Source organism: Brachybacterium sp. AOP42-C2-15 (genome assembly GCF_052377065.1).
Lineage (GTDB): Bacteria > Actinomycetota > Actinomycetes > Actinomycetales > Dermabacteraceae > Brachybacterium.
Window position 1 is genome coordinate 25,666 of record NZ_JBQSWK010000005.1, and the last position, 16,875, is coordinate 42,540.

A 16,875-nucleotide genomic window follows, 5' to 3' on the forward strand; every position below is an offset into this window, starting at 1 on the left:
CGTGGGTTCACCCGCTCGTCGGATGCCGGTGCCACACTGCCGGACATGACGACTCAGACCTCGACCCAGGCCTCGAGCCCGACCTCGACCACCGACCGTGACGCGACTCGTGCGCGCCTCCAGGAGCTCCTCACCGGGCTCTCCGCGCAGAAGCTGCTGATCGGCCTGGATGTGGACGGCACCCTGGTCGACCACGACGGCGTGATGAGTGCGGAGATGCATGAGGTGCTGCAGCAGACGGCGGAGGCGCACACCGTCGTCATCGCCACCGGCCGCTCCCTCGGGGCCACCCTCCCGATCGTCGAGGCCGCGGGGGTTACCCACGGCTTCGCCGTCTGCTCCAACGGGGCGGTCACCGTTCAGATGGACCCGGAGCTCGAGGGCGGGCACCGCATCATCGACACCCGGTCCTTCCAGCCCGGGCACGCCCTGCGCACCCTGCGCGAGGTCGCACCCGATGCCCACTACGCGGTGGAGATGGTCGACGGCAGCTTCCGCTCCACGGCCGGCTTCCAGGACGCGAGCTTCGGCGTCCAGGCGATCGAGAGCCAGCTCGACGAGCTGATGGAGCTCGAGGCCGTGCGCGTGGTCGTCCACGTCCCGGACCTGTCTCCGCAGGAGTTCAGCAAGGTCATCGCCGAGTCCGGGGTGCACGGCGTGGAGTACTCGATCGGCTGGACCGCCTGGCTCGACATGGCCGCTCCCGGCATCTCCAAGGCGAGCGCCCTCGAAGTGCTCCGCAGCCGGCTCGAGATCGACAGCGCCCACACGGTCGCAGTCGGAGACGGGTTCAACGACACCGAGATGCTCACCTGGGCCGCGGTGGGCGTGGCCATGGGTCAGGCCCCGCAGGGCGTGAAGGACGTGGCGGACATCGTCACCGACTCGATCTACGAGGACGGCACCGTGCTGGTGCTCGAGCAGCTGCTGGGCTGACGGGCGGGTGCTAGGTCAGGCTTCGCCGACCAGCACGCTCGGCGAACCGGTCGATGGCCGCGAGGATCTCGTCGGAGCGCCAGAACGGGCCCAGTTGATACTCGTTTTTCGAGGCGAGGATCCCGGCATCCTCGAGGGCCTTCAGCGGGGGATAGACGTTGGGCTGCTTCACGCCGAGCTCTGCGGCCGCGGCCGCGGAGGTGAGCACAGGGCGCCGCATGAGCACATCGAGCAACCTCCACGCGTTGCTCGAGCGCCTGGCCGTGAGCCGCTCCGTCCAACCCGCCCGGATCTCCTCGATCTCATCGACCAGCTCACGTGTGTTGCGCACGGCGCGGAGCGACGCGTCGGAGAACGCCGCGATGATCGGGGTGATGTCTCCGTTCCGGTAGGCGCCGAGCGCGGAGTGGTAGCCGGGGACGTCGGCGAGCAGACCGGCTGAGACCGGGATCGCGACGTTCCGAGTCACTCCCAGGCGCCTCAGCTGGGACTGGGCCAGGGCGCGTCCGGTGCGGCCATTGCCGTCGGAGAAAGGGTGGATGGTCTCGAACTGCGCATGGCTCACCGCCACCGCGATCAGCGACGGCATATCGGATCGGTGCAGGAACGACACAAGATCATCGATCAGGTGTGGGATCCGGGAATGGTGCGGCGCGACGAACTCGGCACCGACAGGAGTGTCCGAGCGGGTCCCGATCCACACAGCCTCGTCGCGCCAACGTCCCGGTGTGTGCCGGGGCTGGGAACTCAGCAGCACCTCGTGCATCCGCAGGATCGATGATTCGGAGAGTTCGTCGGCCAGCTCGATGGCTGCCGTCATCGCTCGGGTGTTCGCGGCGATCTGGACGGCGTTCTGTCCGGTCCTGGCCCCGAGCTCGGCGCTCATGATCGAGCGGGCAGAAGCGGTGAGGTTCTCGATCTGTGAGGATGAGGCGGCTTCGGAGCGCAGCAGCACCGGGGCGAAGGAGGCCACCCGTTCTCCGAGCTCCGCATCGAGTCTGCTCAAGGAGAGCGCCGCGTCCTCTGCTGCGGTCATCACTTCGGAGGAGACACGCGGAGTCACGCCGGCGATCTCGGGGACGATGGCCGACTCGTAGCGTTGTTCACCCGGGTATCGGTCTGCACGGATTCCGAATCCCGCAGTGGGAGTCCAGGACTGTACCTCCGTCGCGAGTGCAGGCCACGTCCGGTCGTCGTTGCTCATAAGACTGCCTCCCTGGTTTATGAGTAACGAGTTTACTCATAAACCAGGGAGGCAGTCTTCTGTGCGTCAGCGCTCGCTCACATCCCGGCGCAGTCCCCGGTGGCCGGACCGCGGACCGTGTTCGGTGCGCCGTCATCGTCGAGGGCGACCGCATTGCCGGTGCACGAGAGCGGACCCTCGACCCGCGAATCGGTGAGGATCGGGGTGACGCCCTCCGTCGTGCCGTCGATCGTCAGCGGACCGCTGATGGTGGATCCGCGGATCTCGAGCAACCCCGTGGTGCCGGAGATGCTCACCGGGCCGCGGATCTCGCTGGCCTGGATGGAGATGACCTCGGCGCCGGTCGAGGTGATCGGGCCGCGCACGGCGGCGTCGGTCAGCTGCAGCCCGGCTCCCTCGGCGACGCTCACCGCGCCGCGCACGGTGGCACCCTCGATGCAGGTCGTCCCCTCGGTCACAGTGAGGGAGCCGCTGTGGTCTTCGGTGAGGGTCTCATCGCAGGTGACCGCCGCCTCCACGTTGTAGCGGAAGAGGTGCGCCCCGGCGCTCAGGTACACATCACCTGCACCGTCGACGACGCTCCAGCCGACGCCCGAGGCGATGCGAGTGGTCTCGCCGGTGGCGGGGTCGTGGACCGAGAAGCGCGAGCCGGCGGTGACGTAAATCCGCCCGTCCGCGGAGGACTGGTGGACGTAGCCGTAGGCCCAGTAGGTCGTGCCCTCGGAATATGCCCCGCCGACGTTGCCCTTCACGGTGGAGGTGCCGGTGGCCGGGTCGTAGCGGAACAGCGACTGCTCCGCGACGCCCCATACCGCGCCCTCGTCATCGACCATCAGGCCGGTGACGCCCTCACGTTCCTCACCTGCAGGGTCGATCCGGTCCACGACGGTGCGGGTCTCCGGGTCCAGGACGATCAGCTTCCCGGAGGTGTTCCCGCTCGGGGTCGAGCCGAGGCCGCCGTCGACGGTGGTGCCGATGTAGACCATGCCGTCGGACTCGTTGTAGACGACGGAGACCACGTTCTCATCGGCTCCGATCTCCTCGGTGAGCCAGACATGCTCGCCCGTGCCGCCCTCCCAGATCGCGAGGCCGCCCTGAGTCTGTCCGTAGATCGCCACGGATCCCATGTAGATCTCGTCCCGCTCGGGGTTGTACGCCATCCCGAACGGACGGTCCTGACCCTGGGCCTCACTGGTGAACAGCTGCGAGACTGTGGCGGCATCAGTCGGGTCGTAGGTGGCGGGATCCAGCATCTTCAGCTTTGAGTGCCCGTACGCGCCGAGGTACAGCTTCCCGTCACGCACTGCGGAGGACTCGAACTGGCCCTGCTGCAGGGTCGTGCCGTGATCGGCGCCGGTCTTGTCGATGTCGTTCAGGCCCACCATGTAGCCCGAGGCCCAGACGGAGTCCTCAGGGCCCACGAACAGCTTCTGGATCAGCGTGGGCTGCGCGAACTCGACCGGTGCTTCGCTCACAAGGGTCTCGGAGTCGAGATTGGCGACGAACACGCCGTCCTGCGAGGTGCCGTAGAGCAGTGGGACGCCGCTCGAGTCGTCGACGACGCCATTGGACAGGTACCCACCGATGGTGATCTCTGTGGTGCGGAAGGTGTTCTCCACGGTGTTGTAGACCATCAGGACGCCGCCTCCGGTGGAGAAGACCGCCTCGGTCGGATCGGTGCCGGGAATGGTGTGGTAGCCGAAGAAGAATCGGGTCTGGTCCACATCCCAGTGGACGATGCCGCCGTCGAGATCGAGCACTAGCATGCGCAGGCCGATCTGGGCGATGACCTTGTCGCCCACGATGTCCATGCGGCCCACGAACTGGCCCGCGCTGTTGATACCCGGGGCAGTGGACTCATCCACCAGCAGCGTCTTCTCCCCGTGTCCTCCCTCGGTGATCTTCCAGATCCGCGGGGAGATGCCGCCGGAGCCGACATAGACGGTGTCGGTCGCCTCGTGGTACGCGATCGAGTGGATGTATTCGCCGTCGGGATCGACGGTTCCCAGGTGCTCGATCTGCTCGGTGGCGGGGTCGTACTTCAGCAGCCGCGAATCGGGGTAGGCACCGATGAACACTGAGCCGTCCGGCCCGGGGGAGAGGCCGAAGGCGTGGGCATTGGACTGGGCAGGGTCGGTCAGGCCCAGATCCAGGCAATCGCCAGTGGCCGGGTCGTACTGCCAGAGGTGGTAGTCGTGGTAGGTGCCCCAGTAGACCTTGCCATCGGTCGCGACGTTCAGGTTCCGGGCGGCTTCGGCTCCGGTGACGACGCAGGTGTCCAGCTGCTCGCCAGTCTCAATGTCGGTGACGGCGAAGGTGGCGGGGTAATCGGTCGACGGGGCGCCTTTGAACAGCTGGTATGAAACGTGGCGACCATCGATGATGCCCTGGCCGGCCTGGCTGGCGATCTTCGAGGTCACCGGAGTGCCGAGGTATTCGAGGTTCTCGTCCTGGGCGAGGAGGTCGAGGACCCGCGGGTCGTCGCTCGGAACCCCTGCAGGGGCGGGCTCGGTCGGTGGTGGATCGTCGGCGATGGCGGGGGAGGAGCCTCCGACGAGCAGTGCTCCGGTCAGGGCGGCGGTCGCGAGCAGGCCTCCGAAGCGGCGCAGCCGGTGGGCGGGGGCTGGCTCGTCGAGGGCTGGGTCATCGGCGAGCGGGGTGGGGGACTGCGCGTGCATGGTGAACCCTCCATTGGGTCAGTGATGCGGCGAGTGAGAAATGCTCTTCTACCCTAAGGTCGCCCTCTCACTGAAGGCAACCGGTTGCAGATGTTCGACCGAAATGACCGAGATGGGGGCAGGGCTCCACGAGCCCCGTGCCAGCTACTCCCGCCGGCGCCGGCCACCGCCGGAGTTGCTCGCCGGGGCTGCGACCTCGAGGATCACCTTGCCCAGATGGCCGCCTTCGCGCAGGATCGCGTGGGCATCCTCGGCACGCTCCAGCGGCAGGCGCGCGTGGATCGGGACCCGCAGCTCACCGGACTCCAGCAACGGCCACGCCAGGTACCGGACGGCCTCGAGGATTCCGTGCTTGGTCTCCAGCGGGCGCGAACGCAGGGTGGTGCCGACGACTCGGCCGCGCTTGCTCATCAGCTTTCCGATCGGCAGCTCGCCGCTCGCTCCGCCGAGGGTGCCGATGATGACCAGCCGACCGCTCTCCCGCAGCATCCCCACGTGATCGGCCAGCGCCGATCCGCCGACGACGTCGAGGATGACGTCGACCCCGCCGGTCTCCCGGACCGCCTCGAGCAGATCCGTGGTGTGACGGTTCCAGGCCATGTCGGCACCGAGCTCGCGCGCCGTCGCGATCGCGGCATCGGAGCCGACGGTGGTGAGCACCCGTGCCCCCAGATGCCGGGCGAGCTGGATGGCGACGCTGCCGATGCCGCCGGTACCGCCCTGGACCAGGATCGTCTCGCCCTCGTGCAGGCCGGCCTCGAGCACCAGGTTGGAGACCACGGTCGCGGCCGCCTCGATCACGCCGGCGGCGTCGACCAGGCTGAACCCTGCAGGCGCCGGGAGCAGCAGCTCCGTCGGCACCGCGACGACCTCCGCATAGCCGCCGCCCGCGAGCAGCGCCACGACCTTCTCGCCGGTGTCGCGCCGATATCCGGAGACCTCCAGGCCCGGCAGCTCGGAGGCGCCGGGCGGCGGCGGATACTTCCCGGCGGTCTGGGCGAGATCGGCGCGGTTCACTCCCGCGGCGACGACGTCGACCAGCACCTCGCCGGGGGCGGGGACGGGTTCGGGAAGCTCGATCAGCTCGAGCCGATGCTCCGCCGTGATGGCCATCGCGCGCATGGTCACTGGGTCACCTCCACGACGGTGCGGCCGCGGACTTCGCCGGCCAGGATCCGCTGGGCATAGGGGATGGTCTCGGACAGGCCGATGCTGGTGGTCATCGAGTCCAGTACATCGCCGTCGAGCTCACGAGCCAGCGCTTCCCAGGCACGCTCACGCAGCGGCAGCGGGCACTCCACCGAGTTGACCCCGGCGAGGGCGACCCCGCGCAGGATGAACGGCAGCACCGTCGTCGGCAGGTCCGGACCCTGGGCGAGGCCGTAGGCGGCGACTGTGCCGCCCCAGGCGGTCTGGGCGAGGATGTTGGCGAGCGTGGTGCTGCCCACCCCGTCGATCGCCCCCGCGAAGCGCTGGGACTGCAGCGGCCGGCCCGGCTCCTCGGAGAGCTCCCGACGGTCCAGCACGTCGGCCGCGCCGAGATCCCGCAGGTACTCGCCGTTCTCCTCGACCCGGCCGGTCGAGGCGAGCACCCGGAAGCCGCGGCCTGCCAGCAGCGCGACCGCGATCGAGCCCGCGCCCCCGGAGGCCCCGGTGACCAGGATGTCCCCGGCGTCCGGGGTGAGACCGGCATCTTCCAGCTTCAGCACCGCGAGCATCGCGGTGAACCCCGCGGTGCCGATCGCGGCGGCGTGCTCGGGGGAGAGGCTGGCGGGAAGGCGAACGAGCGTGTCGGGGCGCACCCGGGCTCGGGTGGCGAAGCCGCCATGGAGGGATTCGCCGATGCCGTCCCCGTTGAGGAGAACCAGGTCTCCGGCGGAGAATCGCTCGGTGGCCGAGCCAGCCGAGCCAGCCGAGCCAGTCACCCGTCCCACCAGGTCGATGCCCGGGATCAGGGGATGGGCACGGGCGATGCCCTTACCGGCCAGGGCCATGCCGTCCTTGAAGTTGACGCTGGAGGCCAGCACGTCCAGCTCGACGTCCCCGCTGAGCAGGGACTCGTCGGCGTGCTCCAGCAGGCGCGGGGCTGCGCCCTCGGATTCGATCACTATGGCGCGCATGGGGCGCTCCTCTCGCTCGGGGGCGGATGGCTCCAGCCTATGCGCGCTTCCCTGACCGGTGCCCCCATGGGCCGGTATCGGGAAAGCTGCCCGGCGGGGAGCCTGTCGACCTCTTGACGGCTCTACGGTTCTGTGGTTCATTAGTGGAGTAATGAACCAACGGGCCGAGATGGCTGGCGGTCCTCACGACTGGGAGGCTTCTGTGCTGGATGAGACGAAGCCGCTCTACATCGCGGTGGCGGAGCAGATCGAGGACGGGATCCTCAACGGGACCCATCCGGAGGACGGCCCGGTGCCCTCCACCAATGAGCTGGCCGCGTTCCTCCGCATCAACCCCGCCACCGCCGGCAAGGGGCTGAACCTCCTGGCCGACGCCGGCGTCCTGGTCAAACGCCGAGGAGTGGGAATGTTCGTCGCCGTCGGCGCGACCGCGCTGCTGAGACAGCGCAGGCGCGACGACTTCGCCCGCGACTACCTCGCCCCACTGCTGCGCGAAGCCGCGCACCTGGGCATCGACCACCGAGAGATCACCGAGATGATGGAGGCACTGCAATGAGTGCTATCGAGACCCGCAACCTCACCAAGCACTTCCGTGACGTCGCCGCGATCGACGACGTCTCCCTCGACTTCGCCGCAGGCCGGGTGCACGGACTGCTGGGCCGCAACGGCGCCGGCAAGACCACGCTCATGAAGCTGCTGACCGGACAGATCTTCGCCACCTCCGGTGAGATGCGGATGCTGGGCCAGAGCCCGGTCGAGAACGCCGAGGTGCTCTCGAAGACCTGCTTCATCCAGGAGAGCCAGAAGTACCCCGACGGATTCCGGCCATCGGACATCCTGCGCATCGCCGAAGGGCTCTATCCCGCGTGGGACCAGGGGCTCGCCCGGGAGCTGGTCGCCGACTTCCGGCTGCCGGAGAAGCGGGCCATCAAGAAGCTCTCGCGCGGGCAGCTCTCGGCCGTCGGCATCATCATCGGCCTGGCCTCCCGAGCCCCGCTGACCTTCTTCGACGAGCCCTACCTGGGCCTCGATGCGGTGGCCCGCCGCCTGTTCTTCGACCGGCTGCTGGCCGACTTCTCCGAACACCCCCGCACCGTGATCCTCTCCACCCACCACATCGACGAGGTCTCCAACCTGCTCGAGCACGTGGTGCTGCTGGACGAGGGGCGGGTCGCGATCTCCGCCGAGGCCGAAGAGCTGCAGAGCGCGGCGATCGAGGTCTCCGGCCGGCTGGACGAGGTCACGGCCTTCATCGCCGGGGCCGATGTGCTCCGCGTCCAGGAGATCGGTGCGCTCGCGACCGCCACCGTGCATGCCGAGCCGGGCAGTGCGGACCGCGCCCGGGCAGCCGGACTCCAGGTCGCCCCCGTCTCGCTGCAGAACTACATCGTCCACCGCACCACCGCCGCGGCTGCTGCCCGGTGACCTGAGAGGAGAACCCTGATGCGCTCGCGCAACGTCATCGACATGCACCTGGTCAATCGGATGCAGGCCTTCGGATGGCCCCTGGTCGCCGTCACCTTCGCCTTCGTGGTCATCCTGGCGGTGGGCCTGATCGTCGGGTCGCAGGGGCCTGAGGCCCAGGCTGGGATGTACTACGGCATGCAATGGAACGGGGCGATCTTCGCCCTGCTGGGGCCGCTGATCGGCTACGGCTTCACCTCCATGGGTCAGTACTTCCCCCTCGCGCTCGGCCTCGGACTGACCCGCCGGGAGTTCGCCACCGGTCTGAGCGCGGTGTTCCTGGGAAACGCCGTGGTCTACTCCGTCCTGGTCACCATCGGGAAGACGATCGAACAGGCCACAGACGGCTTCGGACTGAGCATCCGCTTCTTCGACGTCTTCTACACCGGCACCGGCGCACCGTGGCAGACCTTGGTGCAGACCTTCCTGCTGATCCTGGGCACGCTGTTCCTCGGTGCCGCCATCACCGCCGCCTTCCTGCGGTTCGGTCAGGCCTTCCTCTGGGTGGCCGGAGCGATCCTTGCGCTGATCGGCGTGGGGATCCTCGCGGGTGTGCTTCTGCTGGATGGCTTCGGGCAGAACCTGCTGGAGGTCATGACCATGGGCTGGGGCCCATGGATGGTGGTGATCGCCCTGATCGGGGCGGCCTCGGCGGGAGTGTGGCTGCTGCTGGTGCGTCGCACCCAGGTGGCGTGACGGCAGTGGTGGCGGAGATCAGGTATCGGGCGCTGAAGACTGGTTGGGTCCGCGGGGCTCTGGGCTGTGTCGCGGGATTCGCCGGCTTGGTCCTGCTCGGAATGGGTGCGATGCTGCTCACCCTGGACTCCGTCATCGGTGTGCTCGGTGCGGTGATGTGTGTGGTGGTCCTGCTCCTCGTCATCGCGATAGTGGTGATCGGCACCCGGCTCCAGTTCATCGTCGACGACGACGGACTCACCCTGGTCCACTACCTACGCACCCACCGGATCCCGTGGGAGCAGGTTGCCGTGATCGAGCAGAGCAGAACGTACTGGACCACAGGAGCCGTCGTCGTGGTGCTCAGGCATCCAGCGGGCCGCCGGATCACGGCGCTCGCGACCACGGATCGGATGGCTCTGTACCGCGGGGAGAACCCCTTCCGCTTCATCGACTCCTTGGCCCAGCTGCGCTGTCCCGCCCAGGCCGCCATCTCAGCGCATCGGCGCTGGCTCGCGAGCTCGACGCGGTAGGCCGCCGCTTCTCGGGCGTCGCCCGGTCGGCACCCAGGCTCCGGTGACGGAAGTCCTCGTGATCCCTCAGCTCACGGGGTGATGATGGAGGGACGATGAGCACCGTGACCACGTCCCCCCAGCCACCCACCTCCTCGTCGGCCGGCGAGCAGCCCCTGATTCCCACGCCGCACGCGGTTCCGGTCGATCAGGTCCTCGAGCAGCTCGGGACCGCGGCCGACGGGCTCCCGGCGGACGTGGCCTCCCGGCGTCTCGAGCACCACGGCCCCAACGCCCTGCCGAGCGGTCAGCAGGAATCGGCTCTGCGACGGTTCCTGCGCCAGTTCAAGGACCCGATGATCTACGTCCTGCTCGGCGCCGGCGTGCTGACCACGCTCATGGGGCATGTCGTCGACACCGTCGTGATCCTCGCGGTCGTGCTGATCAACGCCGTGATCGGGTACGTCCAGGAGGGCAAGGCCGCCGACGCCCTCGAGGGCATCCGCTCCATGCTCTCCCTGGACGCGCAGGTGCGGCGCGACGGCTCCTGGTCGACGATCCCGGCGGAGAACCTGGTCCCTGGGGATGTGGTGCGGCTCGGCGGCGGGGACAAGGTCCCGGCCGACGTCCGCATCCTCGAGGCCACCAACCTCACCGCCGAGGAGTCCGCCCTGACCGGCGAGTCCCTCGCAGTGGAGAAGTCGCCGCGCTCTGTCGAGGTCGACGCCGCGCTCGGCGATCGTAGCGCGATCGCCTTCTCCGGCACCACCATCGCCTCCGGCTCGGGCCGCGGCGTGGTGGTCGGCACCGGACGCCATACCGAGATCGGGCACATCACCTCAATGCTCGACGAGGTGGAATCGATGGAAACCCCGCTGACGCGGCAGATGTCCTCCTTCTCCACCAAGCTCTCGATCGTCGTGGTCATCGCCGCCGCGTTGATGTTCGTGGCCGGCTGGGCGCTGTACGAGTACGGGCTCGGCGAACTCGTGATGGCGGCCATCGGCTTCGCGGTTGCCGCGATCCCTGAGGGGCTGCCTGCGGTCCTCACCATCACCCTCGCGCTCGGCGTGCAGAAGATGGCCGGCCGCAACTCCATCACCCGGCGTATGAACTCGGTGGAGACCCTGGGCTCCGTCACCGTCATCGCCTCGGACAAGACCGGCACGCTCACCAGGAACGAGATGACGGTGCGCACCGTGGTCACCCCCGCCGGCACCTATGACGTGCGCGGCACCGGGTATGCGCCCGAGGGGGACATCGAGCTGGACGGGCAGGTCATCGACGCCGAGGACCGCGGGGACCTGCGGATGCTCGCCGAGGTCGCCGCACGCACCAACGACTCCACCGTCTCGCGGAAGGACGACCGGTGGGTGCTCTCCGGCGAGCCGACGGATGGCGGACTGAGGACTTTCGCGATGAAGGCCGGCATTGAGGGCGACGACGAGCACCGCCTGGCCGTGGTGCCCTTCGACTCCGCATACAAGTACATGGCGACCCTCGACGAGATCGAGGGCGTCGGCCGGGTGGTGAACCTCAAGGGAGCCCCCGACCGGCTGCTGGACCGCTCCGAGTTCCAGGGGATGGGCCTGGACGAGCGCGAAGCGCTGGATCGCGAGCACTGGGACCGGGTGATCGACGAGCTGAGCGGCCAGGGCCTGCGGGTGCTCGCCGCGGCGGTGCGCCGGGCCGGAGACGCCACCGACTCGCTCGCCCCGTCGGACGTCGATTCCGGCGGCTTCACGTTCCTGGGTCTGTACGGGATCATCGACCCACCCCGCCAGGAGGCCATCGAGGCCATCCGGCTCGTCCAGGGTGCCGGCATCCGGGTCATGATGATCACCGGTGACCACGCCGGCACCGCCACCGCGATCGGTCGCGAGATGGGCATCGAGGACGAGCACGGCGCCGTCACCGGCGCGGAGCTGGACGCCGCGGACGACGAGGAGTTCGCCGAGCTCGCACACACCCGCTTGATCTTCGCCCGCACCAGTCCTGAGCACAAGCTGCGGCTGGTCACGGCGCTGCAGGACGGCGGTGACGTGGTCGCGATGACCGGAGACGGCGTCAACGATGCCCCCTCGCTGAAGAAGGCCGACGTGGGGGTGGCCATGGGTATCAAGGGCACTGAGGCCACCAAGGAGGCGGCCGATGTGGTGCTCGCGGACGACAACTTCGCGACCATCGCGGACTCCGTCGAGATGGGCCGCACCATCTACGACAACCTCCGCAAGGCGATCGCGTTCATCCTGCCCACCAATGGCGCGCAGGGCTTGGTCATCCTGGTCGCCGTGCTGATGGGGATGACGCTCCCGCTGACCCCGGTGCAGGTGCTGTGGGTGAACACCATCACCGCCGTCACCCTCGCGCTCGCGCTCGCCTTCGAGCCGGGGGAGCCCGACATCATGCGCCGCCCGCCCCGCAAGCCCGGCGGGTCGATCATCCCGCTCGCTGGCATGATCCGGATCGTCTACGTCTCGCTGCTGCTGGGCGGGATCACCATCGGGGTGTTCCTGCTGGGCCAGGCCCAGGGCGTTCCGCTCGAGGTCTCCCGCACGATCGCGGTCAACACCCTGGTGGTGGGCCAGATCTTCTATCTGCTGGCCTCGCGCTTCACTCGCACCACGAGCCTGCGCAAAGAGCTGCTCACGACGAACCCGATCTCCTGGGCCTGCATCGCGATCATGCTTCTGCTGCAGCTGGCCTTCGTCTATGTCCCGTTCATGCAGACCGCCTTCGCCTCCGGTGCGGTGGGCTGGACGGGCTGGCTGGTCCCGATCGCCGCCGGAGTGGTGGTGTTCGCGGTGGTGGAGGTGGACAAGGCGCTGCGGCGGTAGACTCTCGCGGGTGCCTCCGGGCATGAGGAGGGTTGTCAGAGCGGCCGAATGAGTTGGTCTTGAAAACCAATGTGCAGTGACCCTGTACCGCGGGTTCGAATCCCGCACCCTCCGCGTCACCGCTCCGTGCGCGTCACCCGCTTCTCCCCGGCCCGGATCGCGGCCGCGAGGTGGTTCGCGGCGGGCGGGCGCGGGCAGGTGGCCCAGGAGCTGAAGGCCGCCGGGAAGTTCACGGCCCGGTTGAAGTCCACCGTGATCGTGTCCCCGTCGAGCTCCGCGGTCACCACCCGCCAGTCGGCGCTGGTGGTTCCCGAGGTCTCGTCGGTGAACAGGACGTTCGCGTCGCCGGTGAGCACCAGCTGCACGCGCTTGCCCCCGATCTCGAGCGAGGCGACGCCAGGGGAGGGGAGACGCTGCTCGAGCCAGGGCAGCGCGGAACCGACGGTCACCTCGGTGGGCCGAGCGGTCCAGGTGCCGGTGAGCACGAGCCCCGGGTCGTAGGGATAGGTGGGGACCTCGGAGAACGTGGTGCGTCGGGGCGCAGCCGGGTCCAGGAGGCGCAGCCCCGTGCGGCCGCCGCGACGGATCACGTCGATCTGCACGTCCGCGCCGTACCGCGCCACGCGCACATCTCCGGGAGTCGTGATCGTCGCGCGGTGCAGCTCGCCCTCGCGGGTCTCCTCCACCTCCGGTGACGACGCGAGGAGCTCGAGCTCCTCGCCCTGCCAGGTCACCGTGAGCTGATTGCCCGCGATCTCCCAGCTGCCGGGCACGTCGTCGAAGGACCGGGCCGCCTGCTCCGGATCCACCCAGTGCAGACCCACCTGGGCGAGGATCCCGTGAGGGTCGGCGAGGGAGCGGTGGCGCCGGCTTCGGAAGTCCGACCAGGAGGAGGGCGCGGTGCCGTGGTCGGTGATCTGGTCGGTGGTGCTCATGGCGTGCTCCTCGATCGTCGTGGTCTGCGAGGAGTCTTGCGCGGGGCGGGCACCGGCGTCGACCCCTGCGTCACAGGCGGTCACATCGATGAGAACGGCCTCATCCGGATCTTGGGCTGGTCTCATCCGGGCGGTGTTTCCTGAGGGCATCACAGAAACGGAAGCAGCCCGGAGCACGGGCCGACGGAGGAGAGATGACGATGCGGGCGAAGACGATCTGGACAGTGGCGGCCGGGACCACGGCAGCAGTGCTCATCCCGGGAGTGGCCTACGCGATGACCGCGGGCGGGCCCGTCGAGGGTGTGGACGACACCACCGTCGAGCAGAGCACCGTGCAGGCTGCCGAGCGTCCTGCCGAGGACGCCTCCACCCTCTCGGTGCCGAGTCCGGCGAGTGAGGACCTGGTGAGCGAGGGCGCAGTGAGCGAGGACCTGGCGAGCGCGGTGCCGCCCGTCGAGCTGATGCTGACGGCCAACAGCCCCGTCTCCGCGCAGACTGCGGTCTCGGCGCTCTCGGCGCAGTCAGCCCCGACGGCGGTGTCGGCGGTGTCGGCGCAGTCTGCGGTGTCCGCGCAGTCCGCTCGGTCGCCGGTGTCGGCGGTGTCAGCGCAGTCAGCTGTGTCCGCCCAGTCCGCCCCGTCGGCCCCGTCGGCCCCGTCGGCACAGTCTCCTGTGTCCGCTCAGTCGCCGGTCTCGGCGCAGTCGGCCCCGAGCCCGGTCTCGGCGGATTCGCCGCAGTCCCCGGACTCCGCGAACTGATGTCCTCAGACCGCCGCCACCTCTGACCGTGCCCAGGCCGTGACCTCACGCGCCAGGTCGCGGTCCAGCGCCGGGCCGGAGCGGCGCAGGAGCGTCGGCCGCCCCCGCAGCGCCCTGGGTCCGTCGGGACCGAGGTAGGAGCCGGGCGGGAGCGGCTGGGTCGCGGCGAACAGCACCGCGGCGGCGCCTCCCGTCGGCGGCATGGCGAATGGCCTGGTCACCTCGGTGACCAGCCGATCCAGACGGGCGGAGCCGGTCGCGTTCTGCAGGTTCGTGAGCACCCAGCCAGGGTGCACGAGCTGCAGGTCCACCGGCCCGCCCCGTTCCTGCAGCCGCTCGGAGAGCTCGCGCCCCCACAGCATCGTCACGAGCTTCGAGCGTCCATAGGCGGCGCGCAGGGACCAGCCGCTGCGGGAGAAGTAGGGATCGGACAGGTCGATCTCACCGAAGGCGTGCGCCTGCGAGGCCGTCACCACGACCCGCCCCCGCACCAGCGGCAGCAGCAGATCCGTCAGCAGCAGCGGCGCCAGGGCGTTCACTCCGGTCATCAGCTCGAAGCCGTCCGCGGTGAGCCCCCGGCGGCGGGTCACCAGTCCCGCGACATGGATCAGCAGATCGATCCCGCGGGCGTCCGTGAGCTCCGCGATCTGAGCGGCCGCGGAGCGGACAGAGGAGAGCTCCGCCAGGTCGAGCTGGACCAGGCGGACTGCCTCCTCCCGGCCGGTCTCGCGCACGATCCGGGACTGGACCACCTCACCTTTGGACCGGCTGCGCACCGCGAGGACCAGGTCCGCGCCCCAGCGGGCGAGCTGGAGCGCCGCCTCCCGCCCCAGGCCGTCGCTCGCTCCCGTCATCACGACGGTGCGCCCGCGCAGATCGGGTTCGTGCAGATGCTCCCAGGCCATGGCGTTCATCGCGCCATCGTAGGGGCGCGGACGACGTCGTGCTCCGCGTACGATGACGGCCAAGAACCCCTTCCGACCTCCTCAGAGGAGATGGCAATGATGGCTCAGTACACCGGTGTCGCAGTCAGCCCTGGCCGGGTGATCGGCACCATCCGCGCGATGGCGCCGCCGGTCGCCGAGCCTTCGTCCGGCGACACCCTTGCCGAAGGTGCGGACCGCGCTGCCGAAGCCGAGCGGATCCCGGCCGCAGCCGCCGCCGTGCAGGCCACCCTGATCCGGCTCGCCGAGCGCGCGGCGGGGGACGGGAAGAAGATCCTCGAGGCCACGGCGCAGATGGCCGCGGATCCCTCACTCACCCAGACCGCCCAGGGCTTCGTCCTCACCGGCGGAAAGACCCCGGAGCGGGCCGTGTGGGAAGCCGGTGACCAGGTCGCCAGCATGCTCGAGGGGCTCGGCGGGTACATGGCCGAGCGCGCCACCGACGTGCGCGACGTGCGCGCCCGCATCGTCGCCGAACTGCGCGGCGAGCAGGCCCCCGGCATCCCCGAGGTCGACGAGCCCTTCGTGCTCACCGCCATCGACCTCGCCCCCGCGGACACCGCCACGCTCGATCCCGCACGCGTGATCGCGCTGGTCACCTCCGACGGCGGCCCCCAGTCGCACACCGCGATCCTCGCCCGTCAGCTGGGCCTGCCCGCGATCGTCGCGGCCAAGAGCATCCACGAGTTCGCCGACGGCACCGAGGTGTTCGTCGATGCCGGGCTCGGCACCATCACCGATGAGGTCACCGAGGAGCATCATCGGTTCGCCGCGGCCTGGACCGAGCTGCAGAAGAATCCGCTGAGCTACGAGGGCGGCGGCGGAGTGCTCTCCGACGGGACCCGGGTGCAGCTGCTGGCCAACATCGGCGGCGCCAAGGACGCAGAGAAGGCCGCCGCCGCGAACGCCGACGGGGTGGGCCTGTTCCGCACCGAGTTCCTGTTCCTGGACCGTGAGGACGAGCCGTCCGTCGAGGAGCAGACGAAGGCGTATGTCGAGACCTTCGCGCACCTTGCCGGCAAGAAGGTCGTGGTGCGCACCATCGACGCCGGCGCGGACAAGCCCCTGCCCTTCCTCACCGACGCCGACGAGCCGAATCCCGCTCTCGGGGTGCGCGCTTACCGCACCTCCTGGGAGAAGCGCTCGGTGCTCACCAACCAGCTCGACGCGATCGCGGCGGCCGCGGCGCAGTCCGAGGCCAAGCCCTGGGTGATGGCCCCGATGATCGCGACGGTCCCGGAGACCGAGGACTTCGTGGCGATGTGCCGGGAGCGCGGGCTCGAACCGGCCGGCATCATGGTCGAGACCCCGGCGGCCGCGATCACCGCGGATCGTCATCTCAGCGCCTGCGACTTCGCCTCGATCGGCACCAACGATCTCACGCAGTACACGATGGCCGCCGATCGTCAGCTGGGCTCTCTGGCGCATCTGAACAAGCCCTGGCAGCCGTCCGTGCTCTCGCTGGTCAAGGCGACCTGTGAGGGGGCGCGGAGCGCCGGAGGGGATCCGGAAGCCTTCGGTGAGAGCGCGAACAAGCCCGTCGGCGTGTGCGGCGAGGCGGCCGGTGACCCCGGCCTCGCGGTGGTGCTGGTGGGCCTCGGGGTGAACAGCCTGTCGATGACCCCGCGCTCGCTGCCGGCGGTCGCGAAGGTGCTCTCCACGGTGACGCTCGAGCAGGCGAAGGAGCTCGCAGCGAAGGCCGTCGCCGCACGCACCGCGGAGGACGCGATCAGCACCGTCCGCGCCGGCCTGCCGATCCTCGGCGAGCTCGGCCTGTGACGCGCTGATCTGCTCTCTGCAGGACGAAGGGCG

At 69.5% G+C, this 16,875-nt stretch carries 14 protein-coding genes and 1 tRNA gene; 9 read left to right on the plus strand and 6 right to left on the minus strand.

Annotated features, from left to right (window positions below):
- Positions 1 to 45: 45 nt before the first annotated feature.
- Positions 46 to 936 (plus strand): HAD family hydrolase, encoded by an 891-nt coding sequence (locus ACT3SQ_RS03990; protein ID WP_444600845.1) that lies wholly within the window; start codon positions 46 to 48, stop codon positions 934 to 936.
- 10 nt (positions 937 to 946) lie between these two features.
- Here the strand turns inward: ACT3SQ_RS03990 and ACT3SQ_RS03995 are convergent, their stop codons facing one another.
- From ACT3SQ_RS03995 to ACT3SQ_RS04010, 4 genes are all read right to left on the minus strand, one after another.
- Positions 947 to 1,972, minus strand: a complete 1,026-nt coding sequence (locus ACT3SQ_RS03995) for a Fic family protein (protein ID WP_441443912.1) — start codon at positions 1,970 to 1,972, stop codon at positions 947 to 949.
- Between the two features lie 245 nt (positions 1,973 to 2,217).
- Positions 2,218 to 4,818, minus strand: coding sequence for a hypothetical protein (locus tag ACT3SQ_RS04000; protein WP_444600846.1), 2,601 nt, complete (start codon positions 4,816 to 4,818; stop codon positions 2,218 to 2,220).
- Between the two features lie 144 nt (positions 4,819 to 4,962).
- On the minus strand, positions 4,963 to 5,940 hold the full coding sequence (locus ACT3SQ_RS04005; RefSeq protein WP_444600867.1) for an NAD(P)H-quinone oxidoreductase: 978 nt from the start codon (positions 5,938 to 5,940) through the stop codon (positions 4,963 to 4,965).
- A 2-nt stretch (positions 5,941 to 5,942) separates the two neighbouring features.
- On the minus strand, positions 5,943 to 6,938 hold the full coding sequence (locus ACT3SQ_RS04010; RefSeq protein ID WP_444600847.1) for an MDR family oxidoreductase: 996 nt from the start codon (positions 6,936 to 6,938) through the stop codon (positions 5,943 to 5,945).
- A gap of 151 nt (positions 6,939 to 7,089) precedes the next feature.
- On the opposite strand from ACT3SQ_RS04010, the gene ACT3SQ_RS04015 reads away from it, so the two are divergent.
- The 6 genes from ACT3SQ_RS04015 to ACT3SQ_RS04040 all read left to right on the plus strand — a co-directional run bounded on the left by ACT3SQ_RS04015 (position 7,090) and on the right by ACT3SQ_RS04040 (position 12,540).
- Positions 7,090 to 7,494, plus strand: coding sequence for a GntR family transcriptional regulator (locus ACT3SQ_RS04015; protein ID WP_441443909.1), 405 nt, complete (start codon positions 7,090 to 7,092; stop codon positions 7,492 to 7,494).
- Entirely contained in the window at positions 7,491 to 8,363 is an 873-nt protein-coding gene (locus ACT3SQ_RS04020) for an ABC transporter ATP-binding protein (protein ID WP_442331830.1), read from the plus strand. Before ACT3SQ_RS04015 ends, ACT3SQ_RS04020 begins: the two co-directional genes overlap by 4 nt.
- Positions 8,364 to 8,381: 18 nt before the next feature.
- Positions 8,382 to 9,098: a hypothetical protein gene (locus ACT3SQ_RS04025; protein WP_444600848.1), complete on the plus strand. Its 717-nt coding sequence runs from the start codon at positions 8,382 to 8,384 to the stop codon at positions 9,096 to 9,098.
- An 86-nt stretch (positions 9,099 to 9,184) separates the two neighbouring features.
- Positions 9,185 to 9,610 carry a PH domain-containing protein gene (locus ACT3SQ_RS04030; RefSeq protein ID WP_441443906.1) on the plus strand — a complete coding sequence of 142 codons (426 nt, stop codon included), beginning with the start codon at positions 9,185 to 9,187 and terminating at the stop codon, positions 9,608 to 9,610.
- A 95-nt stretch (positions 9,611 to 9,705) separates the two neighbouring features.
- Positions 9,706 to 12,426, plus strand: coding sequence for an HAD-IC family P-type ATPase (locus ACT3SQ_RS04035; RefSeq protein WP_441443905.1), 2,721 nt, complete (start codon positions 9,706 to 9,708; stop codon positions 12,424 to 12,426).
- A 26-nt stretch (positions 12,427 to 12,452) separates the two neighbouring features.
- Positions 12,453 to 12,540, plus strand: a tRNA-Ser gene (locus tag ACT3SQ_RS04040).
- Between the two features lie 2 nt (positions 12,541 to 12,542).
- On the opposite strand, the gene ACT3SQ_RS04045 is transcribed toward ACT3SQ_RS04040, so the two are convergent.
- Entirely contained in the window at positions 12,543 to 13,361 is an 819-nt protein-coding gene (locus tag ACT3SQ_RS04045) for a DUF1684 domain-containing protein (RefSeq protein WP_444600849.1), read from the minus strand.
- Positions 13,362 to 13,555: 194 nt separating this feature from the next.
- Here ACT3SQ_RS04045 and ACT3SQ_RS04050 point away from each other — a divergent pair, with 194 nt between their 5' ends.
- A complete protein-coding gene (locus ACT3SQ_RS04050) occupies positions 13,556 to 14,119 on the plus strand; it encodes a hypothetical protein (protein ID WP_442331829.1) in 564 nt (187 codons plus the stop codon).
- Between the two features lie 5 nt (positions 14,120 to 14,124).
- On the opposite strand, the gene ACT3SQ_RS04055 is transcribed toward ACT3SQ_RS04050, so the two are convergent.
- A complete protein-coding gene (locus ACT3SQ_RS04055; RefSeq protein WP_345078648.1) occupies positions 14,125 to 15,033 on the minus strand; it encodes an SDR family NAD(P)-dependent oxidoreductase in 909 nt (302 codons plus the stop codon).
- A 90-nt stretch (positions 15,034 to 15,123) separates the two neighbouring features.
- On the opposite strand from ACT3SQ_RS04055, the gene ptsP reads away from it, so the two are divergent.
- Positions 15,124 to 16,842 (plus strand): phosphoenolpyruvate--protein phosphotransferase, encoded by a 1,719-nt coding sequence (gene ptsP / locus ACT3SQ_RS04060; RefSeq protein WP_442331839.1) that lies wholly within the window; start codon positions 15,124 to 15,126, stop codon positions 16,840 to 16,842.
- Positions 16,843 to 16,875 lie beyond the last annotated feature (33 nt).

Bases quoted from the DNA above. Each gene is read 5' to 3' on its own strand.
- ACT3SQ_RS04000 (WP_444600846.1), bottom strand. From the start codon at position 4,818: ATGCACGCGCAGTCCCCCACCCCGCTCGCCGATGACCCAGCCCTCGAC.
- ACT3SQ_RS04015 (WP_441443909.1), top strand. From the start codon at position 7,090: ATGAACCAACGGGCCGAGATGGCTGGCGGTCCTCACGACTGGGAGGCT.
- ACT3SQ_RS04055 (WP_345078648.1), bottom strand. From the start codon at position 15,033: ATGAACGCCATGGCCTGGGAGCATCTGCACGAACCCGATCTGCGCGGG.
- ACT3SQ_RS04050 (WP_442331829.1), top strand. From the start codon at position 13,556: ATGACGATGCGGGCGAAGACGATCTGGACAGTGGCGGCCGGGACCACG.
- ACT3SQ_RS04020 (WP_442331830.1), top strand. From the start codon at position 7,491: ATGAGTGCTATCGAGACCCGCAACCTCACCAAGCACTTCCGTGACGTC.
- ACT3SQ_RS04045 (WP_444600849.1), bottom strand. From the start codon at position 13,361: ATGAGCACCACCGACCAGATCACCGACCACGGCACCGCGCCCTCCTCC.
- ACT3SQ_RS03995 (WP_441443912.1), bottom strand. From the start codon at position 1,972: ATGACCGCAGCAGAGGACGCGGCGCTCTCCTTGAGCAGACTCGATGCG.
- ptsP (WP_442331839.1), top strand. From the start codon at position 15,124: ATGGCTCAGTACACCGGTGTCGCAGTCAGCCCTGGCCGGGTGATCGGC.
- ACT3SQ_RS04010 (WP_444600847.1), bottom strand. From the start codon at position 6,938: ATGCGCGCCATAGTGATCGAATCCGAGGGCGCAGCCCCGCGCCTGCTG.
- ACT3SQ_RS04005 (WP_444600867.1), bottom strand. From the start codon at position 5,940: ATGCGCGCGATGGCCATCACGGCGGAGCATCGGCTCGAGCTGATCGAG.
- ACT3SQ_RS04025 (WP_444600848.1), top strand. From the start codon at position 8,382: ATGCGCTCGCGCAACGTCATCGACATGCACCTGGTCAATCGGATGCAG.
- ACT3SQ_RS03990 (WP_444600845.1), top strand. From the start codon at position 46: ATGACGACTCAGACCTCGACCCAGGCCTCGAGCCCGACCTCGACCACC.
- ACT3SQ_RS04035 (WP_441443905.1), top strand. From the start codon at position 9,706: ATGAGCACCGTGACCACGTCCCCCCAGCCACCCACCTCCTCGTCGGCC.